The 21,956-nt window shown below is 70.2% G+C and carries 19 protein-coding genes and 2 pseudogenes; 8 read left to right on the forward strand and 13 right to left on the reverse strand.

All coding sequences use genetic code 11. The features are described from left to right. Positions 1–216: 216 nt before the first annotated feature. The 3 genes from ABZ532_RS21830 to ABZ532_RS21840 are packed head-to-tail and all read right to left on the reverse strand — an operon-like array spanning position 217 to position 3,589. Positions 217–654 carry a response regulator gene (locus tag ABZ532_RS21830; protein ID WP_361286069.1) on the reverse strand — a complete coding sequence of 146 codons (438 nt, stop codon included), beginning with the start codon at positions 652–654 and terminating at the stop codon, positions 217–219. Beyond that, the gene (locus ABZ532_RS21835) at positions 651–2,360 is read right to left on the reverse strand and encodes a CHASE3 domain-containing protein (RefSeq protein WP_361286072.1); all 1,710 of its coding nucleotides are present in this window, start codon (positions 2,358–2,360) and stop codon (positions 651–653) included. The genes ABZ532_RS21830 and ABZ532_RS21835 overlap by 4 nt, the downstream gene beginning before the upstream one ends. Further along, complete coding sequence (locus ABZ532_RS21840; protein WP_361286075.1) at positions 2,357–3,589, reverse strand: SpoIIE family protein phosphatase; 1,233 nt, start codon at positions 3,587–3,589, stop codon at positions 2,357–2,359. Before ABZ532_RS21840 ends, ABZ532_RS21835 begins: the two co-directional genes overlap by 4 nt. A gap of 764 nt (positions 3,590–4,353) precedes the next feature. On the opposite strand from ABZ532_RS21840, the gene ABZ532_RS21845 reads away from it, so the two are divergent. Further along, entirely contained in the window at positions 4,354–5,031 is a 678-nt protein-coding gene (locus ABZ532_RS21845) for a hypothetical protein (RefSeq protein ID WP_361286078.1), read from the forward strand. A 33-nt stretch (positions 5,032–5,064) separates the two neighbouring features. Here the strand turns inward: ABZ532_RS21845 and ABZ532_RS21850 are convergent. The 4 genes and pseudogenes from ABZ532_RS21850 to ABZ532_RS21865 all read right to left on the reverse strand — a co-directional run. After that, a pseudogene (locus ABZ532_RS21850) lies at positions 5,065–5,370 on the reverse strand (TetR family transcriptional regulator); the annotation flags it as partial. A gap of 423 nt (positions 5,371–5,793) precedes the next feature. Continuing rightward, on the reverse strand, positions 5,794–6,663 hold the full coding sequence (locus ABZ532_RS21855; protein WP_361286081.1) for a hypothetical protein: 870 nt from the start codon (positions 6,661–6,663) through the stop codon (positions 5,794–5,796). A gap of 256 nt (positions 6,664–6,919) precedes the next feature. After that, complete coding sequence (infA, locus tag ABZ532_RS21860) at positions 6,920–7,144, reverse strand: translation initiation factor IF-1 (RefSeq protein WP_361286084.1); 225 nt, start codon at positions 7,142–7,144, stop codon at positions 6,920–6,922. Then, positions 7,141–7,932, reverse strand: a complete 792-nt coding sequence (locus tag ABZ532_RS21865; RefSeq protein WP_361286087.1) for a GNAT family N-acetyltransferase — start codon at positions 7,930–7,932, stop codon at positions 7,141–7,143. The genes infA and ABZ532_RS21865 overlap by 4 nt, the downstream gene beginning before the upstream one ends. 336 nt (positions 7,933–8,268) lie before the next feature. On the opposite strand from ABZ532_RS21865, the pseudogene ABZ532_RS21870 reads away from it, so the two are divergent. The 3 genes and pseudogenes from ABZ532_RS21870 to ABZ532_RS21880 form a co-directional block, all read left to right on the forward strand. Next, positions 8,269–8,391 (forward strand): annotated as a pseudogene (locus tag ABZ532_RS21870) (IS5/IS1182 family transposase); the annotation flags it as partial. A gap of 275 nt (positions 8,392–8,666) precedes the next feature. After that, positions 8,667–9,110 (forward strand): hypothetical protein, encoded by a 444-nt coding sequence (locus tag ABZ532_RS21875; RefSeq protein ID WP_361286090.1) that lies wholly within the window; start codon positions 8,667–8,669, stop codon positions 9,108–9,110. A 647-nt stretch (positions 9,111–9,757) separates the two neighbouring features. Then, complete coding sequence (locus ABZ532_RS21880) at positions 9,758–10,291, forward strand: GNAT family N-acetyltransferase (RefSeq protein WP_361286093.1); 534 nt, start codon at positions 9,758–9,760, stop codon at positions 10,289–10,291. Positions 10,292–10,577: 286 nt separating this feature from the next. Here ABZ532_RS21880 and ABZ532_RS21885 read toward each other — a convergent pair whose 3' ends face one another. Then, on the reverse strand, positions 10,578–10,748 hold the full coding sequence (locus ABZ532_RS21885) for a hydrophobic protein (RefSeq protein ID WP_361286096.1): 171 nt from the start codon (positions 10,746–10,748) through the stop codon (positions 10,578–10,580). 742 nt (positions 10,749–11,490) lie between these two features. Between ABZ532_RS21885 and ABZ532_RS21890 the strand changes: the two genes are divergently transcribed. Genes ABZ532_RS21890 through ABZ532_RS21905 form a run of 4 tightly spaced genes read left to right on the forward strand, consistent with a single transcriptional unit; the run spans position 11,491 to position 16,162 of the window. After that, on the forward strand, positions 11,491–12,630 hold the full coding sequence (locus tag ABZ532_RS21890; RefSeq protein ID WP_361286099.1) for a polyprenyl synthetase family protein: 1,140 nt from the start codon (positions 11,491–11,493) through the stop codon (positions 12,628–12,630). After that, complete coding sequence (gene crtI, locus ABZ532_RS21895; protein ID WP_361286102.1) at positions 12,627–14,198, forward strand: phytoene desaturase family protein; 1,572 nt, start codon at positions 12,627–12,629, stop codon at positions 14,196–14,198. Before ABZ532_RS21890 ends, crtI begins: the two co-directional genes overlap by 4 nt. After that, complete coding sequence (locus ABZ532_RS21900; RefSeq protein ID WP_361286105.1) at positions 14,185–15,162, forward strand: phytoene/squalene synthase family protein; 978 nt, start codon at positions 14,185–14,187, stop codon at positions 15,160–15,162. The genes crtI and ABZ532_RS21900 overlap by 14 nt, the downstream gene beginning before the upstream one ends. Then, positions 15,155–16,162, forward strand: coding sequence for a DUF5914 domain-containing protein (locus ABZ532_RS21905; protein ID WP_361286107.1), 1,008 nt, complete (start codon positions 15,155–15,157; stop codon positions 16,160–16,162). Before ABZ532_RS21900 ends, ABZ532_RS21905 begins: the two co-directional genes overlap by 8 nt. Positions 16,163–16,204: 42 nt before the next feature. Here the strand turns inward: ABZ532_RS21905 and ABZ532_RS21910 are convergent, their stop codons facing one another. The 5 genes from ABZ532_RS21910 to ABZ532_RS21930 all read right to left on the reverse strand — a co-directional run bounded on the left by ABZ532_RS21910 (position 16,205) and on the right by ABZ532_RS21930 (position 21,332). After that, a complete protein-coding gene (locus ABZ532_RS21910) occupies positions 16,205–17,776 on the reverse strand; it encodes an FAD-dependent oxidoreductase (RefSeq protein ID WP_361286110.1) in 1,572 nt (523 codons plus the stop codon). Beyond that, positions 17,773–18,504, reverse strand: a complete 732-nt coding sequence (locus ABZ532_RS21915) for a methyltransferase domain-containing protein (protein WP_361286112.1) — start codon at positions 18,502–18,504, stop codon at positions 17,773–17,775. Before ABZ532_RS21915 ends, ABZ532_RS21910 begins: the two co-directional genes overlap by 4 nt. Then, the gene (locus tag ABZ532_RS21920) at positions 18,501–19,694 is read right to left on the reverse strand and encodes a lycopene cyclase family protein (RefSeq protein WP_361286115.1); all 1,194 of its coding nucleotides are present in this window, start codon (positions 19,692–19,694) and stop codon (positions 18,501–18,503) included. The genes ABZ532_RS21915 and ABZ532_RS21920 overlap by 4 nt, the downstream gene beginning before the upstream one ends. 17 nt (positions 19,695–19,711) lie before the next feature. After that, complete coding sequence (locus tag ABZ532_RS21925; protein WP_361286118.1) at positions 19,712–19,978, reverse strand: hypothetical protein; 267 nt, start codon at positions 19,976–19,978, stop codon at positions 19,712–19,714. 106 nt (positions 19,979–20,084) lie between these two features. Then, positions 20,085–21,332 carry an NAD(P)/FAD-dependent oxidoreductase gene (locus tag ABZ532_RS21930; RefSeq protein WP_361286119.1) on the reverse strand — a complete coding sequence of 416 codons (1,248 nt, stop codon included), beginning with the start codon at positions 21,330–21,332 and terminating at the stop codon, positions 20,085–20,087. Positions 21,333–21,956 lie beyond the last annotated feature (624 nt).

The raw sequence follows: 21,956 nt of genomic DNA on the forward strand, positions 1-21,956 counted from the left end.
AGGCCCTCGTGGACGGTCGACGGACCGGGAAACGCGTTCCTTCGCCGCGTGGTGCGCACGACTGCGCATCGTCGGAGTGGCCGTCTCCAGCCACCCGTTTGCGCCCCGTTCGCCCGGGAGCGGTCGGCCCCGCCCCTTTCACGCCCAAGCCAACGGTCCCGCGGGTCCGGGCCCCCGCCTCCCCGCCCGGGGCCGTTGGCCACGTGCCGGGCTCCTTCAGGTGCGGGGCAGCCGTACCACCGTGACGAAGAAGTCGTCGATCTTCCTGATCGCGGCGATGAACTGCTCGAGGTCGACCGGCTTGGTGACGTAGGCGCTGGCGTGGAGCCGGTAGCTGCGCAGGATGTCCTCCTCCGCCGCGGACGTCGTCAGCACCACCACGGGAATGTGGGTGAGCTCCGCATCGGCCTTGATGCGCTCGAGCACCTGGCGTCCGTCGTACTTGGGCAGATTGAGGTCGAGGAGGATCAGGTCGGGGCGCGGGGCGTCCTGGTGGGCCGCCCTCCGGTAGAGGAAGTCCAGGGCCTCCTCACCGTCGCGCACGACGTGAAGCGTGTTGCCTATCTTGTTGTCCTCGAACGCCTCGCGGGTCATCAGCTCGTCGCCCGGGTCGTCCTCCACGAGGAGTACCTCGATGGGCTTGGTGGCGTTCATACGTGATCTCCTGTGGTCAAGGACGCTCGGCCGTGCGGGGACGGGCCAGGTGCGGGCAGCGGTTCCGCACCCGTGGACGCCGTCTCCGCGGGGGGTTCCCCCGCGGGTGCGACCGGCAGGGTGAAGTGGATCCTCGTCCCCTCGGTCTGCTCGGCATCGATCCAGATCCGGCCGCCGCGGTGCTCCACGATCTTCTTGCAGAGGGCCAAGCCGATGCCCGTACCGGTGTAGGCGTCCCGGCCGTGGAGCCGCTGGAAGATCACGAAGATCTTCTCCGCGAACTCCTCCGGGATGCCGATGCCGTTGTCGGCGACACAGTAGTGCCAGACCCGGACCTCGCCGTCGATCTTGGCCTCGACGGTGACGCGGATCAGCGGCGGCCGGTCGGGGGCCCGGAACTTCACCGCGTTGCCGATCAGGTTCTGCCACAGCATCGTCAGTAGCACCGGATCGCCTGTGGTGCAGTGGAGGTCGTCAGGGCGCTCGACGACGGCGCCCGCCTCATCCATGGCCGTGGCGAGATTGGCCAGCGCCGCGTCCAACGCGGAGTCCATGCCGACGGTGTCACTGGCGTCGTTGAGCCGTCCCAAGCGGGAGTAGGTCAGCAGATCGTTGATCAGGACCTGCATGCGCTTGGCGCCGTCGACGGCGAAGCCGATGTACTGCTTGGCCCGGTCGTCGAGCTGATCCCCGTACCGCTTTTCGAGAAGCTGGCAGAAAGAGGCCACCTTCCGGAGCGGCTCCTGGAGGTCGTGCGAGGCCACGTAGGCGAACTGCTCGAGATCTGCGTTGGAGCGGCGCAGTTCCAACGCCTGTTCGTCGAGGACGCCCGTGCGCTGGGCGAGCAGTTCCTCACGCTGCTGCGAGGCCCTCAGGGCGTCGAGGACCCGGACGCGCATCGCCTCGACAGCCGCGGCGAGGTGCCGGGTCTCCGCGGGCCCGCCAGGTTCGATGCGGTACTCGAAGTCGCCGTCGGCGACCCGCCGGGCCGCCGTGCGCAGCTCGTCGAGCGGCCGTCCGACGGCCCGGTGGAGCACGACCACCAACACCACGACGAACACGACGAAGGCAGCCAGCATCCCGGCGAGGGCCCAGTTGTGTCCGGCGCGGGTGAGGTGCATTTCCGCTCTTGCGGTGGACCGTTCGGCGGTGAGGGTCTCGTTCAGCGCGTCGAACTGCTCACGGAGCCGGTCGAAGGCGGCTTTGCTCTGCTGGAGTTGCGTGGTCGCGGACGCAGGCAGAGTGCCCTCGCGGGCCCGTGCCACGAGCGGCCCGGCGTAACCGGTCCGCCAGGCGTCGGCCGCCTCCTCCGTCGCTGACACGACGGCGAGCAGGGACGATTCGCCGGCGAGAGCCTCCCGCAGTGCCCGCAGGGCGGACTCCTCCTCCTTGTGGCCCTGGGTGTAGGGCTCCAGCCAACGGGGGTCCCGGCTGAGGACGAATCCGCGCACCCCGGTCTCCTGGTCGAGGAGCGCCTTCTGCATCCGGTACGCGTCAACTCGGGCCGGCTGAATGCGGTCGACGAGGTCGTCGGACTCGGCGGCCGTCCGGGAGAGCAGCTGCGCCCCCACGGCGGCGAAGCCCGTCACCACGACGAGGATGGCGGCCAGGACGATGCCCAGCCACATCGGGACGGTCAGCCTGGGGCGCCGGTCCCGCCTGGTCGGTGTGGCGCCCGGGATGGGCGGTCCTTCATGGCTGGTCACGTCTGCTTGTCCCATTCGAGGTGGAGGAGGGCGACGTCGTCGCTGTGGCCGCCGTGGTCTGCCGAGAGGGCCCGCGTCTCCTCGATCACCGCGGTGACGAACTCCTCGGCGGGCCGGCCGGTGTAGCGGTCGGCCAGCGCGAGCAGGCCGTCCTCACCGAGCCGTCCCCCGTCGGAGCTGACACGCCCTTCGAAGAGTCCGTCGGTGAACAGGGCCAGGCCCCCGGCGGCCGGGAGGTCCAGATGGTCGTCCCGCCAGTGGCAGAGACCGTCGGGGAGCAAGCCGAGCGCCGGCCCGACTGCGGTCTCCACGAGTCGCACTCCCCCCGGCTCCCTCAGCAGCAGCGGCGGGTGTCCGGCGCGGACGACCTTCGCCTTCGTCAGGCCCGGGGGCAGTTCCACGGTCGTGACCGTGGCGAAGATCTCGACGCCGGTCCGCTCGGCCACCAGGACCTTCTGCATCAGTTCACACACGGCGGCGCCGGTGACACCGGCGAGTGTGAAGGAGCGCCAGGCGACACGGAGGCACACTCCTAGCGCGGCCTCGTCGGGGCCATGGCCGGAGACGTCGCCGATGACTGCGTGGACCGTGCCGTCCGGGGCCTCCACGACGTCGTAGAAGTCCCCGCTGAGCAGGCCAAGAGACCTGCTCGGTTCGTACCGGGACACGACCCGCACCCCGGCACTGTGCAGGAGTGGCGAGGGCAGCAGACCCCGTTCGAGCCGGGCGTTCTCCTGGGCGCGCATACGGCCGGCCTCCAGGGCCATCGCCGCCTGCTCGATCTGGCGGCGCTGCACTGCGTATCTGACCGAGCGTGCCAGCGCGGTTGGCTCGAAGACACCCTTGATCAGGTAGTCCTGGGCGCCCGCCGCGACGGCGGAGAGTCCCACGCCTTCTTCGGCCAGCCCGGTCAGCACGACCACCGCCGTGCGGGGTGCCTCGGCGAGCACCTGGCCGACGACGTCCAGTCCCTGAGCGTCCGGCAGGTGCAGATCGAGCAGGATGCATTGGGCGGGAAGGCCGTGCTCGCCACTGAGCTCCCTCCGCGCCTCGGCCATGGACCGGGCACGGGTGAGCCGGAAGGAGAGGCCGCTGTCGTGGAGGGTCTCCTCCACGAGGAGCGCGTCACCGTCGTCGTCCTCGACGAGCAGGATCGTGAGGAAGGAGTCGCCGTCCGTCGCGAGGCAGGCCGGTGACAGGCGGGCCAGAGGGATCTGCGGGACCGGCATCCTCGGCCCCGGTGCCTCCTGACCTTGCCCTCCGCTCCTCACAGCCGACCTCCCCCTTCCTTGAGCCACACGCGGACCGTGCGGCACAAGCAGAATACTTGCCGCGTGCGAACAGTTGCACTCACGCAGCTGCGGCTCGACCGTACCGTCCCGATCAGGTCGGACAGCGCGTCGCGCTCGCCAGTTCCCCCTCGCGGGCAGCGGTGGCGCCGGGAAGCGGCACCGTGTCGCCCGGAGGGACACACCTGGCCGCGCACAGGCACCGCACCGGCTGTGACCTGCGGTCCGATGGCGGGCCGCACCGGATTGCGTCCGGGACGCTCGGACGCCGAGAGTCCGGGAAGGTGGCGGATGCCACGCTCACGGGGGCGCGCCTCGTAGCCGCGCCGTTCACACCCGATGGCGGAGTGGGTCTTATCTCATTACCCGCCGGCGCATCGCGCCGGCTCGTCGGTGGCGGCGGCAACAGGTGGCGGCGTCCGAAATGCCGGGGTTCTTGGCCGCCGCTCTGATAACCGGCCCGAGCCAACCGCCATCTCCAGGGAGGGAACCCTGCCCGGGCGCGGTCAGGGTCCCTCAACGCGCCGACTCAGTGAAGGTGTGCGGCGTCCTCACCTAACGAGCAGACCTCGTCGAGGCATCGGCGATACGGCTGCGGCATGGCTCCGGGCTGGTGTCACGTCTGAGGGACGAGTCTCGCGTACGCGGGTATGAAGTGAACATGACGTACATGTGATCTGGAGCTCCAACGGGAAGGCGGTCCCATGAAGAAGACTTCCGCTCGCAGGATCACCGGCCGGATGGTGCTGGCCCTCGGATGTGTGGTGGCGATGACCGGGTCGGCCTCCGCCGCGGGCGGCGCCGAGCCCTTACCCCGCACGGTGAACGCCGCGCACACCGGCACCGGCTCCGGTCGGGACGGCCGGTGCGTGGTCGTGTACTTCGACCTCGGTGAGACACTCGTGCACACGGCCGAGGACAAGAGCATCAGGTACATGCCGGGAGCGGCCACTTATCTGCGCGCGCTCCGCGCCCGCGACATACCCCTCGGCTTGATCACGAACGTGCCGTCTTCCTGGGGCGCTAGCGACGCGGAACGGGCCGCGGAGCTGAAGCGAGTCATCGACAGGGACTGGAAGGGTTCGTCTCCCTTCAACTGGTCGGCCTTCGGAGACCGGATCTTCACCCCGCGCACCGAGGAGGAGCGGAAGCCCGCGCCAGCACTGTGGCAGCGGGCCAAAGGTGCCGCGGGCGGCTGCCGAGTCGTGTACCAGGCAGAGGCCGACGAAGAGATACGGGCGAGCCGTGAGCTCGGGTACGTGTCCTACTTGGTGGGGCGGCAGCACTGGCCCGTCTATATGCCGGTGCCGCTGATCATCGCGCTCGCCCATATGCCGCAGCACCTGTCGTCCCCTTTGCGGGAGGTGCGAACGCGCGGCTGATTCCTGGTATTGAGGGGCGCGCGTGCGGGGCGGTCAATCGCTGGTTGCCTGAGCTGCGTTGACCTGAGCTGCGTTGAGGGGAGCACGGTGCTGAGAGAAGATCCCCTCGACGATTCTCATCAGGCGGTCCCCCGCTTGATCGATGCCTCCGTTGCGTGTGCTGACCTACGCGCCTTGCGGTACGAAGGTGATCACGGCCGCGGCTTCCTCGGCGATGAAGCGGGCCAGGGCCAGGATCTGGTCCCTGGGGCGACCGGGCTGTTCGGTCGCGACCCGGTCGAAGGCCGCTTGGTGGTCGGCGGCGACGATCCGCAGCCACTCCGCGACCAGTGCGTCCTGGCCGCGGCGGTGCGGCCGCGGCGGCGGGAGCCGTGGCGATGTTCTTTCATCCCGGCCCGTCTTGGGGTGGTGGGGGCGGTCAGACAGGTCTGTGCGGCACGGCGGAAGGCGCTGAGGAGCCGGACGCTGTCGCCGGCGTGGGTGGCGAGGACAACGCGGCCGGGTTCGACACCCTGGAGAGGCACGGCGGTCAGGTCGGGGCGCATGTGGACGGCCAGAGAACCGGCTGGGGCGATGGAGATGGCGTCCCCCGGCGGCGATGATCTCGAGTTTGTCCTTTTCCGACCCGGCCAAGCACATCAGCGACGGCCGGCAGGACAGGCCGCTGATCCTCGTCACGTCCGTTCAGTACCGCCGTGGACGGAAGAACGGCAGGACTGCGCGGGTCGTGAGTCCGGGCGTCTTCAGGGGAACAGTGTGCGGCTATTCCTGTTGCTCCAGATGTGCCAGGGTGCGGGAGGCCGCTTCTGCGGCCTGGCGCGCGTCCCGCAAGGTGCGCCTGGCTGTGGTCACCGCCGCGCCGGCTTCCTCCGCGACCGCTGCGGTCTCGGCCCGGGCACGCTGGGCTTCCCGCAGCTCGTGCTCCAAGCGGCGCACCCGCTCTGCTGCCCGCTGGGCGTTCTCGTCCGATTTACGCTGTGCGTCCTGCGCTTCGCCTAGTTCCCGCTCTCGTCTGTGAGCTTCGTCGGCTGCGTCTTGTACCTGTCCGCGAGCACGCTCAAGTTCATGGCGATTCCTTTGTTCGTCGTGCTTCTGCATCTTTCGATGCGGGGCGGGTTCGGCGGGTGCTGGTCGGGATGGCACAGCCGCCGGGGTGATGATGTCGAAGTCGACCGCGGCATCGGGCACCGTGACGAGCCGTCCCTTCGCCCACTGCGCGGCAACATCCGGGCGGGCGAGAGCGGTCTGGAGGATCTGCTCGACCTCGTGCAGCACCGTGTCGCTCACCGGCTGACCGGCGTCGCGGGCCAGCACGGCGGCCTTGCGCGCGAGCGTCGTGACGAGTTTATGCCGCTGCCCGCTCGCCGCCCGCAGCTGTCTCGCATCGAGTGTCCGATGAGCCTCTCGGAGCGTCTCCCCCAGAGCCAGGAACCGCGCGGCTTCCTCATGCCGTTCGCGAGCCAGTAGGTTCGCTGCCCAGGCTGCGAGCGTCGGCCGGCGCATGGCAGCGATCGCTTTCGCGGTCGCGGTGGCCTTCGCCTCGCGTGCCTCGGCGACGTACGTGTCCCGCGCCGCCACGAACTCGGACGGCCGCAGCCGGTAGAGCTCGTCCGCGATCCGCTCGATATCCACGCCCCTGACTGTGCGCCGCCCGAGACCAGTCGATGCGCCCCGGCCGCAACCGCTGGGCCAGATGAAGAACTCGATCACCCCTGCGGCCGACGCAGGGCCTCGAAACGTCTCCCCCCGGGGCCCGCGGCTCGGGCCGGATCTGCTGGCGGCGGCTGGAGCGGTGGCCGCCGCGGCGTGCGAGCCGTCATCGGGGCCCCGGTCACGAAAACGCCGCGACCGGGGCCAAAGAACAGCTACCGCGGAGGGCCGACCGCCGCTAGTTCCGGTACCGGAACACGATCCGGCCGCGCGTCAGGTCGTACGGCGGGAGCTCGACCAGCACCCGGTCTTCCAGCATGATCTTGATGTAGTTCTTGCGGATCTTCCCGCTGATGTGCGCGAGCACGTGGTGGCCGTTCTCGAGCTCCACGGTGAACATGGCGCTGCGCAGGCACTCGACGACCCTGCCCTCGACCTCGATGACGTTCCTGTTCTTCGTCATCGCACCAGCTCCAGGTTGCTGCTGATCGGCCGGGCACCGATGCTCTCGAACAGCGCCGAGGCTGCTTCGTTGGACTCGTGGACTTCGGTCCAGGCAGCGGCGAACCCGGAGCGGTGCAGCGTCCCCAACACGTGGGCGAGCAGCGCCCGCGCGATGCCGCGGCGCTGCTCGCCGGCCCGGAGCGCGACCAGCCCGATGCGCGGCCGGTTCACCGTCACCACCCGGATCAGACCCAGGTAGCAGTCCGGCGCCGCGGCCACCGCGTACTTCGACGGGTCGACGATGGTGTCGCCTTCGGGGCGGGAAATCACCTCCGCGGGCATCGAGTGCCACCCAACGGTCGCCTCGACTTCGTCACGAACGGCGCGGTCCACCGCCCGCAGCAGACTCTCGTCCGCCTGGCCGGCGGGCACGATCGTCACACCCGAAGGCGGCAGGACTGCTTCGAGCCCTGTGACCCGTGGGTCGGTCGGCACGACGTACTCCCACTCGCGGCGCCGGATCGTGAAACCGGCCCGCCGCCAGCCGGCCGTCAGCTCGACGTCGGCTTCGTCGACCACCGTGTACAGCGGCGCTGGGAGTTCCGACAGCATCGTTTCGGCGATCCGGTCGAAGGCGGCGTCGTGCCAGGCGTCGATGCTGACGAACAAGCGTCCGTCGGGCCGGTGCTCCGCATGCCCGCGGCCGACCACCAGGTCGTCATCCAGTGCATGCCATTGCCTGTCCGCGACGCGCGTGATCATCACCGCGCTCCCGCTCAGGCCAGATTCGAAAGGCTTCGTGTTCATCGGAGTGTCCTTCCAGGAGTGCCTCGATCTCAGGCGCTCCTGGCGAACCGACCGTCAGCCGCCGGACCGTGACGGGTTGAGGGAGCACCCATGGGTAACTGCGTTCACGGGTCTCACCTCCATACGACGACTTCACGATCCACCACGACAGTATCGGCGGGGCACCGCCTCGCTCAAATCATTTCAATAGATGGAGGGTCAGGGTGCTCCTCAGGGATCGCTGACCGGGACGCCCGGCGCGGGGAAGCCATCGACCACGGCGCCTTCCCGGCATCGACGTCGAAGTCACCCACTGCGCCCCGGCCAGAGGGGCTCAGTTGTGATCGCACGGGCCGGGTCATCGAGCGGACCTTCGGCCGGCTCATGCACCACCCACGCCTCGCCCGCGACCACGAACCCTGCCCACCCGCTCCGAGCATGATCCACCTCGCGGTGATCGACCTGATGAGCCGTCGCCTACCCGCGAATGCCACGCTGAACCGGCGCGGTACACAGCTGGCCCGGACGGACCTCGATGACAAGGTGTCAGCCCTCGTCAAAGCCGCGGAACGTCCCTGATCCATCAACGGCGTCGGCGAACTCCGCAAAGTCCATGTTGGCGATGCTGAGGTTGGCTGAGATGTCAGGAAACCACCGAGCGGGGACCTGAACGTCCGCCCGGGCTCGTCCGAGAGGCCCACAGCCAAGAGCGGGTGACCCGGATCCCTCATCGTGGCCGCGTCCGCCAGAAACATGTGGATGATCTGATCGTCTTCGTCGGCAGCAGCCTCTTCAGCCATCAAGGCCTGTACGCCCACGCCGGCAAAGCGAAGCTCGTTGACATACGTGGCATGGGGGTACTCGCCAGCCGCGTCGAGTGCGGCTCGAACCGCGTCCCAGGCTCCCTCGTCACCGAAGTCGGTACGCAGGACCAGCGAGGTCAGATCACCGGGCTGAGGCAGAGGCATCTCGTGATCCTCTCACCCGACGCTGACATCGACCGTCACCAGACCAGGCACCCACCGCACCGGCGGACACGCATCTACCCCGGTTGCCGAGCAGTAGCCACCACCGGCCCCGACGAAGCCCTCCGGCCGCTCGGACAGCCAGCCACCTTCGCATCAGCCCTGTTGGGCGGCCAGGAGCCGCTGGGTGGCGCCCTCGTGGACGGCAGTGGCGTCGCTTCGTTCCTCCGGTAGGACGGCCGCCGGGAGTGCTGGATGTACGGGACCGGGTCGGGTACGGTTGCCCGCTCGGTTCTTCACATTCTCGTTCGACGGTGCGTGCGTCGGAGCTCGCGCCGTTCGCTCGCCGGAGGCGGGCGCCGGGCATGGCGGGGCGGCGGCTTTCCTGGCAGCTGATCTTCGATGCGATCCATGCCGTAGAGCAGCAAGGCAGCCGCCGGAAGCAGCAAGCACGCGACAACGATCACGAGGCGGGGCTCCTTCCTCGGTGGCGACCCACGTCGGCTACCCAGCAGGAAGCCGAGCATTGGCAGCACTGGAGAACGTCCGACTGGGGTACTCGGCTCACGCGGTGGCCGAGCACCCGGAGCCGGAAGGCACGGCGCGTCGTTGGTTCCGGAGAAGCTCCACTCGGGTTGAGTGCCTACACCTACGCACAGTGGGACAGCCGGACCGGTCGTCCTGGGATGGAAAGATCCACCTTCTGTGATCGTTGTATTCTGCGGGCACCGGTCGGGCACAGGCGGGAGGCGAACCGTCTGCCGCACCGCTCTGCACCTGATCCAGGTCCTCGTGCACGCAACACTCTGTTGCATCTGCGGGGCCCTCGCCGAACCGGTTCAACAAAGACCGAGGCCGTTGCCTTCGGCAGGATGGGCGCCATGACCGAGATCCGTACCCCCCGTCTCCTTCTCCGCCGCTGGCATGACGACGACCTCGCGCCCATGGCGGACATCAACGCGGAACCGCGGGTCATGCACTGGATCGACGACGGCTCGGTGCGCGACCTTGACCAGACGGCGGAGGCCATCGAGAGAGCGGAGGAAGAGTGGGACGAGGAGGGTTTCGGACTCTTCGCCGTCGAGCTGCTGGCCTCGGGTGAACTGGCCGGCTTCACAGGTCTGTCCGTGCCCGAGTTCCTGCCGGAGGTGCTGCCCGCTGTGGCCATCACCTGGCGGCTGGGCTCACAGTTCTGGGGCCAGGGATACGCGTCCGAAGCCGCCCAGGCCACCATGGAGTTCGCGCTCCAGGACCGCGGCCTCGACCGCCTGATCAGTATCAACCGGGTGGGTGACGAGGCTTCCGAGAACGTCATCCGCAAGCTGGACATGGTGCCGGAATGCGTGACCGCACACCCAGTGCACGGTTATCCGCTGCGCGTCTACAGCATCGATCTCACCCAGTACCAGGCGTGACCAGGCCGAACCGTTGGGCGACGCAGCGAGGCCTGCATGGCGGTGGCAAAGCGACCGCCATACTGCACCCGCAGCAGATGACGCCGGGGGCGGGATGCGGCAGGAGGTGCGCGGGTTCCTTCGCGCATGCCCGTCCCGCCCCCGACTGCCACACGCCTACCCTCATTCACCTTTTGGATGTCTTCGCCCCAGCCGATCCGGCAGTGCCTAGCTGTAGGCATACGGGCAGGGCCCGACCGCCATGACGGCGGCCGGGCCCTGCACAGGGGTACGTGCGCTGGTCAGCTCACCATCGGTACCAGCGGCCGCGCCCACCGCCCGTGGTGGTGGAGCGCATGACGAAGCCGAGCAGCCACAGCACGAGGACTGCGAGGGCTACCCACCACAGGACCTCGACAGCGAAGCCGGCGCCGAAAAGGATGACCGCGAGGAGCAGTACGAGAATCAGGGGAACCATTGTCATCAACCTCCTGACCGCCCGTTTGCCCCGCCGCTTCGCCGCCATTCGCAGGTTGCACCTTGTTTGTGCAGGGAAAGCTGGGGCAGGAGTAGGGTCCCGAATGTCCGGGACCCGTGGAACCGAGGCAGCGGAAATCGCGGGCGCGGCCGACCCATTGCGGCAACCAGAGAATCCGCTACTCGCGTCGCAGGGCAGTGAACAGCTCCGGGGCCGGGACGCGACTCGGCCTGACCCAGGGACGGCCGCCCAGCCGGACGCGGGTGGCGGCTACCTCCGGTGCCCTACCTCGGACCACCGTGCGAAGCCGCTACTCCGGCTGGTTGAACGGCCGGCCTCGCGCGTGTCGTACATCGCTGCTGACGGCTCGTGCGTACTGGACGCGTCAAGATTGATGCCCGCGGCCAACACCGCACCGCAGGCTACTTCGGCAGGAGACGTACGTGCACGTTGTGCGGTGGGGTGGCCGACGAGACACCAACCGGGGGACGCCCATGACGCGGAGGCCGGGCACCTGCAGCACCCCACGACAAGGACGACCGGGCTCATCGCGTCCCACTTCACCCGCTCTCAGATCGCAGGCGCCGTGCGGGAACGCCGACGCCGAGCAGCGTCCAGCCGGGCCATCGGGGTGAGCACGCCCCACGGGCCACCGCGCGCAGGGCAGAGATGTGCGCATCCGCGCGAGGGCTCTCAGCGGAGGGCGGGCGTACTGGCGAGCGAGAGCGAGAAAGGGGTGCGCATGCTTGGACTGCGGCCGACGGTGGCCGGGCCGGCGGGCCTGGAGGATTCCGCGCTCACCGCCCTGGGAGCCACGAGAGCCATGGACACCATCCTCGAACGGGTGCTTGATGTCCGACTGCGGCAGGCCCGCGAGGCGGATCCGCTGTTCGCCCGCGAGCTGGCAGACCGCGTCGCCGCGTTCGTACTGCGCGGTGGCAAGCGATTGCGTACGGCATTCGCGTGGTGCGGATGGCGGGCCGCGGGTGGGTCGGGCAATGCCGCGGCCCTTCTGCACACGGGGGCCGCCCTTGAGCTGCTCCAGGCGTGCGCCCTCATGCACGACGACGTGATGGACGGATCACTGCTGCGCCGGGGTGCTCCGGCGATGCACGTCGAGATGGCCCGCAGGCACCGGGCCGCACGGATGGCGGGATCCGCCGAAACATTCGGAACTTCCGCTGCGGTGCTCGCCGGTGACCTGGTGTTGGCTTGGGCGGACGATCTGCTGACGGAGACGGCTCTCGGTTCGCCGCAAGGCTCGAGGCTGTACGGCGAGTGGCGAGCCATGCGCACCGAGATGGTCGCAGGGCAGTACCGCGACCTCCACGCGCAGGCAAGCGGCTCGTCCGGTGTCGACGAGGCGCTGACCACAGCCATCCTCAAGAGCGCCTTGTACACGGTCGCGCGGCCCATGGCGCTGGGCGCATCGCTGACCGGCGCGGACGAAGCCACTCTCAGCGCGCTGCGTGCCGCCGGGCGGTGCGCGGGGCTGGCCTTCCAGCTTCGGGACGACCTGCTCGGGGCCTTCGGCGACCCGGCGCTGACAGGCAAGCCAGCCGGTGACGACCTTCACTCACGCAAGCTCACCTATCTTCTCGCCGTCGGTCTCCGGCTCGCCGACGCCACCGGAGCCCAGGACGCCGCCGCGCTCGCCCCCGGAGGGGACACCCGCTCGGAACGCACCGTCGAGCGGATGCGGACGGCGCTCGAGCGGACCGGAGCCCGGGCTGAGGTGGAGAAGAAGATCGCAGAGCTGGTGACCAGCAGTCTGAGGCACTTCGAGGTCGCCGGTGCCGAGCCCGCCGTGCGGCGGGAGTTCGCCGCACTGGTCGAGCGGGCGGCTGGTGTGGCCCCTCAGCGGGCCGGGGAGCTCGTGTGAGGACGGTGACGGGACGGACCGATCATGTCGTCGTGGTGGGCGCCGGGCTGTCCGGTCTGGCGTGTGCCCTCCACCTGCTGGGTGCCGGCCGCCAGGTGACACTACTCGAACGGGAAGCCGGTCCGGGCGGCCGGGCCGGTCGCCTACGGCTCGGCGGGTACCAAGTGGACACGGGCCCCACCGTGCTGACCATGCCGCACTTGGCCGACGAGGCGTTCGGGGCCGTCGGCGACAGCCTGTACCGTCACGTCGAGCTGACGGCCCTGCATCCTGCCTATCGGGCGGGCTTCGCGGACGGGTCCTGGCTCGACGTGCACACCGACGGTGATGCCATGGAGGCCGAGGTGCGGCGCTTCGCCGGGCCGGCCGAGGCGGCGGGCTACCGCAAACTGCGGCATTGGCTGGAGCAGCTCTACCGGGTGCAGATGCGGCGCTTCATCGACACCAATTTCGACTCGCCCCTCCAGCTGGCGCACCCGGACCTGGCTCGTCTGGCGCTGCTCGGCGGCTTCGGGCGGCTGGACGGCCGGATCGGGCGCTTCCTATCCGACGCGCGCCTGCGCCGGGTGTTCTCGTTCCAGGCTCTGTACGCCGGAGTCGCGCCTGCCAGGGCCCTCGCGGCCTACGCGGTGATCGCCTACATGGACACCGTGGCCGGTGTCTGGTTCCCCAAGGGCGGCATGCATGCGCTTCCCCGCGCGATGGCCGACGCAGCGACCGGTGCCGGTGCCGTTCTCCGGTGCTCGACCGAAGTGACTCTGCTGGAACGCTCGGCGGGCCGCGTGCGTGCCGTCCGCCTCGCCTCAGGTGAGCGGATTCCGTGCGACGCGGTGGTGCTCACCTGCGAGCTGTCCGCCGCGCACACACTCCTCGGGCAGGCGCCCTGGCGCCCGGTCCCGCTGCGTCACTCACCGTCTGCGGTGATCCTCCACGCCGGGACGGACCGCACCTGGCCCCGACTCGGCCATCACACGTTGCACTTCGGCGCCGCGTGGGAGCGTACCTTCGACGAACTGACCCGCGCCGGGGCGCTGATGAGCGATCCTTCCCTGCTGATCACCCGGCCTACGGCGCACGATGCTTCCCTGGCCCCGCCCGGGCGCCACCTCCACTACGTCTTGGCCCCCTGCCCGAACACCACCGTCGGCCCCTCCGCCGAAGCCTGGGAGGACTTGGGGCCGCGCTACCGTGACAGCCTGGTCGCCGAGCTGGAACGCCGCGGTCTCGACGGGTTCGCGGACAGCATCGAGGAGGAGCTCCTGGTGACCCCGCTCGACTGGACGGCACAGGGCCACGCGGCGGGCAGCCCCTTCTCCGTCTCGCACACGTTCGCCCAGACCGGGCCCTTCCGGCCACGCAACCTGGTACGCGGACTGGACAATGTGGTACTCGCCGGCTGTGGGACCACACCCGGTGTCGGCGTCCCGACCGTGCTCATCAGCGGCAAGCTCGCCGCCGCCCGCGTCACCGGCGCCACTCGTCGCCGCGGCCCGCGTGGCCGGCCCCGCCCGGCCACCGACAGCCTCCCGTCCGCTCCGAGCACTGCAGGTACTCATGACGCGTCGTGAACTGAACGCCGCCGGGATCACCGATCCCGGCCTACGTGCCGCCTATACCAGGTGCCGGCAGCTCAACGCCCGCCACGGACGCACCTACTTCCTGGCCACCCGTCTGCTGCCGCTGGAACGCCGCTCGGCGGTTCACGCTCTGTACGGTTTCGCCCGCTGGGCCGACGACATCGTCGACGACCTGGACCGCCGCAGGACGCCCGACGAGCGCGACCGGCTGCTGAAGCGGCTCGAGAGGGACGTCGTCCAGGGACTGCGCACCGGCGGCGGAGAGGCACCGGTGGTCCGGGCCTTGGCCGACACCGCCGCGCGGCACGGCATCGAAGCCACGCTGTTCGCCGATTTCCTCGCCTCGATGCGTGCCGACCTGACCGTCACGGACTACCCGACCTACGCCGATCTCAGGGAGTACATGCACGGCTCGGCCGCCGTGATCGGACTTCAGATGCTCCCCGTGCTCGGTACCGTCGTCCCCCGCGAGGAGGCGGCGCCGCACGCGGCGGCCCTCGGGGTGGCGTTCCAGCTCACCAACTTCCTGCGCGACGTGGGCGAGGATCTGGACCGCGGCCGCGTCTACCTGCCCACGGACCTGCTCGCCGCCCACGGCGTGGACCGGGCGCTCCTGGAGTGGAGCCGTCGCACGAGGCGCCGGGACTCGCGGATCCGGGCGGCACTCGTCGCGGCCGAGGCCATGACCAGGGACGTGTACCGGACGGCGGAACCGGGCATCGCCATACTCGACCCGCGGGTGCGCCCTTGCATTCGCACCGCGTTCACTCTCTACGGCGGCATCCTCGACGCGATCGCGCGACACGACTACACCGTGTTGCATCGGCGTGCGGTGGTCTCCCAAGGCCGGCGTGCAGCCACCGCCACGGCCGGTGCCCTGCGTGTGGCCGGCGCGCGCTGGCGCGCCACGAGAGGCGGCGCGGCACTTGTGCGGAACGGACCCGGCGATGAATGACCGAGCCGGCAAGGCACGATGGACATCACCACTCCGGCGGCGCCGTGGCCCGGAGTGGGCGAAGCAGACGCCGACCTGGAGCCAGGCGCGGCCAGGGCTGATCGCCGACGCACTCAAACGGGCGACGGCCCGACCCTCCGGTAACTGGTACGTGGTCGGCGCCTCGCGGGACGTACGCCCCAGCGGGCGACCTCTCGGCAGGACGGTGGGCGGCATCGAGATCGTCGTGTGGCGCTCGGAGACCGGCCAACCACACGCGGGCCCGGGTAGCTGCCCGCACCTCGGTGCTCCGTTGCGGGACAGCCGGGTGGTGTGCGGCAGGCTGGTGTGCCACTGGCACGGACTGGCGCTGGATGGTTCCGCGTTCGCCGGCTGGCAGCCGTACCCCGTGTACGACGACGGAGTGCTGTTGTGGGTGAGGCTCGACGCGGTCGGCGGCGAGGAGCCCTCGGAGCAACCGATGGTGCCGGTGCGGCCGGCGGCGGGCAGGGGGGTGGATGCCGTGTTCACGGCGGTGGGCGGTTGCGAGCCGGAGGACGTGGTGGCCAACCGGCTCGACCCGTGGCACGGGTCGTGGTTCCACCCGTACTCGTTCGTCGATCTGACGGTGGTGCAGCAGCCGCGGGAATCAGAGCACGACGCCTTCGTCGTCGACGTCTCCTTCCGGGTGGCGGGTCGGCTCGTCGTCCCTGTCCGGGCAGAGTTCACCGCGCCGGAGCCGCGGACCGTCGTCATGCACATCGCCGACGGGGAGGGTGCCTCCTCCGTAGTGGAGACGCATGCCACCCCACTGACCGGCGTGGCCGACGAACACCCGCGGACGGCTGTGATCGAGGCGCTCGTCGCCACCTCGCAGCGGCGCGGCTTCGCCCTGGCCCGCGCCGCAGCCCCCCTCCTGCGCCCGTTGATGCGGCGCACGGCCGGACGCTTGTGGCGCGATGACCTGGCCTACGCCGAGAGGCGCTGGATGCTGCGCAGCACCGGACGGTTCCCGGAGTGACCAGGCAGGGCGCGCCCTGCTCACGATCCGCCCGGTGGGGCGTCACCGGTGCCTTCGACGTCCCGCGAGCGAGCCGAGTGCCCGGAGCACGGAGGAGCGGCCCGCCCGGGGAACGGTCCACAGCACTTGGCCGCGGATGCCCCACCGGGCGAGCAGGGCGTTGGCCGCGAGGAAGCCGGTGGTAGCGGCGCGTTCCATCAGCGCCACCGGCAGGTCGCAGCGGAGCGCGTCACCGGCCAGCATGAGCCAGGGGTGAGGGGTTCGCACGGTGGGACGCCGGTGGTGTGTGCCGACCGGGAAGAGCGGGCAGTCCGAGCGCCACTCGTGCCTGGCATCGATGACGCGAGCTTCACGGGTCTCCGGGTACACCTGTCGCAGATGTTCGCGGAGTCCGTTCTGTACCTTGTCCGGTTCCGCGGCGGTGGCGACAGCGTAGGCGTGCAGCTCCACCACTGAACCGGTGTTGCGTGCGGCCCATCGGGCGGCCTCGCCCTCGTACCGGTCCAGGACGCTGATGTTGTCCAGGTCTCCGTACCCGCTGGTGCCGAGAAAGCCGGGACGGTCAGCGCGGACCGGCCGGTCGAGCCAGAGCCGGGAAACGAGGAACGGCGGCGCACTGCGCAGGGCGGCGATGCCGTCGCGCCAGGGGACGGTGCCCAGGCCCGGTGAGCCGGCGACGACCTGCCTCAGTCCACCGGGATCGAGGGCGAGCACCACCGCCTGGTGACGGTCGGCGCCGGTGTCGGTGCGCACCTCGGCTCCTCCGTCGTCGCCAGGGTGGACGCCGTGCACGGTAGTGCCGGTGCGGATGACCGCACCAAGGCGCTGGAGGTACTCACCGAGTGGTTCCCACAGCGCCTGTGGAAAGGGTTCGTTGGGCACGTCGAAGAGCAGGCCTTCCGACGAGCCGAGGAAGTAGATGTGGAACATCAGCAGCAGTTCCGCGGCGGAGAGCTCGCGCGGGTCGGCGAAGAAGCTGCGCGAGAACACCTCGAACGCCAGGTGGTGCGCGGCGTCGGGGAAGCGGACCTGCTCCAGGAACCGGGTCGCGCTGAGCTGGTCGAAACGTTCGTACACGTCCGGCACGCGCACGTCGAGGAGCGGGAGTGCCGCCCGGGCGTCCATGGCGGGAAGGTCGCGCCAGCGGAAGGTGGGGCTCAGGGCGACGAACCCGAGGGCGCTGAACGGTGGTGTGCGCGGGACGCGGGCGAAGCTGTCGACCAAGCCGCTGCTGTGCCTGAGGGGGTAGTCGGGTAGTGGGGTGAGGCGTGTCAGGGCGGGGTCGGTCCGCCTCAGCAGGCCGCGCAGGTTGTAGTACTGGCGGAAGAAGGCGTGGAAGCCTCGGCTCATGGTCGCGGCGGAGCCGTCCGCCAGTCGGGTCCGATGGCCGGCGAGACGGCCGCCGAGGGCTGCCTCCCGGTCGTAGAGGGTCACCCGGGCGCCGCGTTCGGCCAGCCCGGTGGCTGCGGCGAGGCCGGCGATTCCACCGCCCACCACAGCGACGGACGGTGCGTCTTCGCGCGCGAACCGGTCCTTGCCGGGCGTGGGCATCAGGACCTCGGACTTGCGGTCCCGGCCGGGTCGGATGGTGGCGCGGTCGGCTCTGGTGCTCATCGGGCGGCGTCCGCTGTCGAGGCGGCGCAGCGGTGGGCGACGAACGTGTGCACGATGCCGGTCTGCCACCCCGCTACGGGAAGGGCGCGCGCATCGGTGAAGCCGGTTCGCGTCAGTCGTTCGGTGAAGGCGGGAACGGTGTCGAAGGCGAGGACGCTGTGCCACAGGTGGGTGTACAGGGCTCGGTCACCGGTGAGTGTGCCGACCGGGATGATCACGCCCTGGCATACGGCCGACCAAAGCGCGCGGTGCGTCGGTGAGCTGCCGAGGGTGTACTCGTGGATGGCGAGGCGTCCATCCGGTCGCAGCAGGGCCCGCACCGTCTGGAGAACGCCGTCCGGGTCGGTGACGTTGCGGAACAGGTAGGCGGCGAAGACCGCGTCGAACGGTCCTTCACCGGCCCCTGCCAGCTCTTCGGCGCTCAGGTGCAGGAAGCGCACGCGGGCAGGCCACGGCTTGGTCAGCGCGCGTCGCAGCATCCCCCTGGAGGCGTCCACTGCGGTGATCCGGGCACGAGGCGCGGTCCGCAGCAGGGCCCGGGTGGAAGCGCCGGTGCCGCAGCCCAGATCGAGGATGTGCAGACCGGCCCCGTCCAGCGGCAGCCGGAGACGGCGCGCCGAACGCTGCAGTTCGGTGCGGTGGCCGGGGTTGAGGGCGGTGAGGCAGTCGTAGGTGCGGGACGCGTGGTCGAAGGCGCGGGCCAGGTCGTGGTCGCGCAGCAGTGTCATCGGCTGCTCTCTCCGGTTCGTGGTGCGGGGTGGGGGCGGCGGGGCAGGAAGGGCAGTTCGACGGCGGTGCGGAGCATCGCGCCGACCGGGGTTCGCAGTCCGATGCTCCACTCCTCCCGGATCGAGGTGGCGCCGTCGAGGAAGCGCAGCAGGCACTGCGTCGGTGTACGGCGGAACAAGTCGGTGAAGAACGCGGGGCCGTCGATCCGTCCGGTGTCCAGGGCTCGCAGGAGCACCGCGTCCATGGCGAGGGCACGGCGCCGATGGGGTGCGGGCACGGTGCCGCGACCATCCCGCAGCGCGGCGGCGATGGCCCGGCTCTGCCGCTGTACCGCGGCGAAGGTGTAGCCGGTGGCAGGGCGGGTCGCACCGCCCGCAGTCCCGATCCGGAAGACGGCCGGCCCCACCCGCCGGGGAAAGCGGGCGTCGGTCATGGGGATGACGCCCTGCTCGGCCGTCTCCACGGCGAACGCGTCCAGGCCCAGGATCTCGCGGGTGTAGTGACCGAGCATCACTTCGTACGCCGCGGTGGTCAGCGGGGTCCGGGAGAACTCCGTGTACTCGATAAGCGCCCGGTCCGCAGTCAGTGGAAGGACATAGCCGAAAGCGAGACCGTGTCGCGGCTGAGGCACCCGGAAGTCCATCAACTCGGCGACCGCAGTGTCGAACCGGTCGGCTTCGGTGCGCACGAACCAGCCGCGGAAGTGCTGAAGCAGCCGAGTCCTGGCCGGAGGCAGGGCGCGCAGGGGCCGCGAGTCGTACACGTGGCGGGCGCGGAGTGTCAGCGTCCGGCCGTCGGGTGTGGTGCAACGGACCTCGGCTCCTCCGGGCACGTTGCGTACCGAGTCCGCCGTGGCACGGAGGAACCGCCCGTTGGGCGTGCGGGCGAGACGCTCGTACACCATGCGTTCGAACGCTGCGGAGCGCACCATGCGGTAACTCAACGGGGCGGGATCGAAGGTGAGCGCACTGCTGTCGGGGCCGTGCACGCGCAGCAGGGGCCAGGAGGCCACGACGGCTTCGTCGAAGTCACCGGCACCGTGGTCCCAGTAGCACCAGGTCCGCTGCGGCGGACGCAGGGGACCCTCCGGTGGCTCCACGACGGTCACGGTCGCGGCACCGGTCACGACCAGCCGGTGGGCGAGGCTGAGGCCGGCAGCTCCGCCCCCGACAACCACGACGTCGGACATGTCTGCAGGACGTCGACTCACCGGGCCCGCCGTTCGATGACGGGCGTACGCCCTGGTGCCGCGCACCCAAGTCCGGCGTCCGCTGCCGGCACGTCCGCTGTCAGCGCCTCCGTGACAGCGCGTGGAGCGGTCGAGGTGCCCGGGGAGATCGGCGCGGCTCGGGCCAGGCGGCTCGGGCGACGCCCGACGAGAGCGGGCCGTGCGCCCCGGTCGGCCAGCTCGACGGTGGTCGCATCACCGAGAACGCCGGCGGCACCGGCCACCAGGACACGCGCGCCGTTCATGTCCACCTTTCCCTCCGGGCCATTGGGCCGACGACTCTGGTCCGTTCGATCACCGCTTCGGACCGTCGACCCCGAACGGATGCGGTCGACAGGGGCTGACTTGGCGTCAACTCGACGCATGGTCCGCGAGTACCTCTCGTGCGGCTCGTGTTCCCGATGCCAGCGCTCCCTGCACCGATCCGGTCGCCCGATGATCTCCGCATACGTACCTGCCGGGCCCGAAGCGGGTGGTGCGGCTCAACGGCCAGGGCGGCAGCATCGCGGGCAGCGCGCCCTCGATCGTGTAAACGGCCACCTGCTGCCAGGCGCTGGTGTCGGTGTCGTAGAGCTCGGCCAGGTGCCCGAGCACCGCGTCAGCCATGCCGGGCCGGTCCGCGCCCAGCACGGAAGTGGAGATCAGCACTGTGCCGGGCGGAGCGTAGGCGGGGGCGACCTCGCTGAGCACGCAAGTATTCAGAACCGCCCCTGTGCAGTCCACCACCAGGGTCGGTTCCGCCAGCGGGGTGCTGTCGGCTGCGTGATAGTACGTGGTGACCGTGCGTCCGTCCGGCACCGCGAGGCCCGGTAGCAGACGGGCTGCCGTGGTGGCGTCGGTGGCGACCACGATGACGGTGGCCGGCACTTCACTTCCGTCCGCGAGCAGCACTCCCGAGTCGGTGATCTCGGCGACGGTCGTCTCAAGCCGAAGGACACCGTCCGGCAGACCGCCGGCCAACTGGGTGGGTACGGCGCTGATGCCGGCAGACGGAAGGCCGAGGGACCCTCGGATCAAGCTTCGCCAGACCAGGTGGAAGAAGCGGGCGGAGGTTTCCAACCGGTCCTCCAGGAACACGCCGGACAGAAACGGCCGCAGAACGCGGTCGATCGCCCCCTCGGACAGCCCCGCTCGGGACAGGGCAGCCGCGGTGGACCGGTCAGGGCGCCCCTTGAGTGACGCCGCCGGCAGCACGGCATCCCGCGCGGTGAGCGCCGACAGCGCGACGAGGTCGCGGGCCGTGAGGACCCGGCCCGGCAGCAGGGCCCCAGCGGCACCCGGTCGTCTGGTCGGGTCAGCGAGGAGGACCGGCCCGGTCGGGGTGTGCACGACGATGCCCGGAGTGAGCGGCCGCAGCCGAAGACTCCTCAGATCGACACGCCTCTTCACCTGAGGATAGGAGGTGTTGAAAACCTGGAAGCCGCGGTCCAGCAGGAACCCGTCCCGGCGATCCGTACGCATCCGGCCGCCAGGTCCGTCGGAGGCCTCCAGCAGAGCGACCCGCCGTCCGGCACGGCACAGATCCGAGGCGCAGGCGAGACCGGCCAGACCGGCGCCGATGACGACGGTGTCTGGTACTGGTTGGTGCAGGACGGGCATGGATCTCCTCTTTTGACACCAGCACCTGTCGCGCGAGAGCCGGCGCCACCCCCGGCTCGCCTGCCCGTCCAGCGGACCACGTTCCTCCGGCCGATGCGAGGCGCCACGGCGGAACGGACCGGAGCATGACGTATCAGGCGTATCAATGGCGACACTCCATGAGCGCGACGGTCTCGGCAAGCCCCTTCGGCCGCGGCGGGCCGGCTGCCGCCCGACCGGCCCAGCCGGGCGGGCGCCAGCCTCAGAACGACCGGCTTGCGGTGACACCCCCTCGGCTACGGGGCGCAAACAGGGGTGAGCCGGGGCAGCTTGGGATCAGGCAGGGGTGAAGGAGATCAAACTGATCCCCGACCAGCGATACCGGCCCTCGACATCACGGCAATCGACAGAAGCACCAGCCGTCGAGACCATGCCGGCCGTCTGAACCGCCGTCAAACGTACCCGCCAGGACGACACGGTCTTTGAGACGCCGCCCTGATCGGTTTCTACCCACCTGTGCTCGGAAGGCCAGCTCGATTGAGACTTCGGCATACGAGGCTCTTCGTCCGGTCAGCTGTCGACCCGGATCCGCACCCACGGCAGCCTGGGAGTTGCCCTGGTCTGCGCCATCACGTCCCATCGGTC

The sequence above is a fragment of the Streptomyces sp. NPDC019396 genome, assembly GCF_040632375.1.
In the GTDB taxonomy this organism is placed as follows: Bacteria; Actinomycetota; Actinomycetes; order Streptomycetales; family Streptomycetaceae; genus Streptomyces.

Coding starts and splice junctions, on each gene's coding strand:
- ABZ532_RS21830 (WP_361286069.1), bottom strand. CDS start 654: ATGAACGCCACCAAGCCCATCGAGGTACTCCTCGTGGAGGACGACCCG.
- ABZ532_RS21840 (WP_361286075.1), bottom strand. CDS start 3,589: ATGCCGGTCCCGCAGATCCCTCTGGCCCGCCTGTCACCGGCCTGCCTC.
- ABZ532_RS21845 (WP_361286078.1), top strand. CDS start 4,354: ATGAAGAAGACTTCCGCTCGCAGGATCACCGGCCGGATGGTGCTGGCC.
- infA (WP_361286084.1), bottom strand. CDS start 7,144: ATGACGAAGAACAGGAACGTCATCGAGGTCGAGGGCAGGGTCGTCGAG.
- ABZ532_RS21865 (WP_361286087.1), bottom strand. CDS start 7,932: ATGAACACGAAGCCTTTCGAATCTGGCCTGAGCGGGAGCGCGGTGATG.
- ABZ532_RS21880 (WP_361286093.1), top strand. CDS start 9,758: ATGACCGAGATCCGTACCCCCCGTCTCCTTCTCCGCCGCTGGCATGAC.
- ABZ532_RS21885 (WP_361286096.1), bottom strand. CDS start 10,748: ATGGTTCCCCTGATTCTCGTACTGCTCCTCGCGGTCATCCTTTTCGGC.
- ABZ532_RS21890 (WP_361286099.1), top strand. CDS start 11,491: ATGCTTGGACTGCGGCCGACGGTGGCCGGGCCGGCGGGCCTGGAGGAT.
- ABZ532_RS21900 (WP_361286105.1), top strand. CDS start 14,185: ATGACGCGTCGTGAACTGAACGCCGCCGGGATCACCGATCCCGGCCTA.
- ABZ532_RS21905 (WP_361286107.1), top strand. CDS start 15,155: ATGAATGACCGAGCCGGCAAGGCACGATGGACATCACCACTCCGGCGG.
- ABZ532_RS21910 (WP_361286110.1), bottom strand. CDS start 17,776: ATGAGCACCAGAGCCGACCGCGCCACCATCCGACCCGGCCGGGACCGC.
- ABZ532_RS21915 (WP_361286112.1), bottom strand. CDS start 18,504: ATGACACTGCTGCGCGACCACGACCTGGCCCGCGCCTTCGACCACGCG.
- ABZ532_RS21920 (WP_361286115.1), bottom strand. CDS start 19,694: ATGTCCGACGTCGTGGTTGTCGGGGGCGGAGCTGCCGGCCTCAGCCTC.
- ABZ532_RS21925 (WP_361286118.1), bottom strand. CDS start 19,978: ATGAACGGCGCGCGTGTCCTGGTGGCCGGTGCCGCCGGCGTTCTCGGT.
- ABZ532_RS21930 (WP_361286119.1), bottom strand. CDS start 21,332: ATGCCCGTCCTGCACCAACCAGTACCAGACACCGTCGTCATCGGCGCC.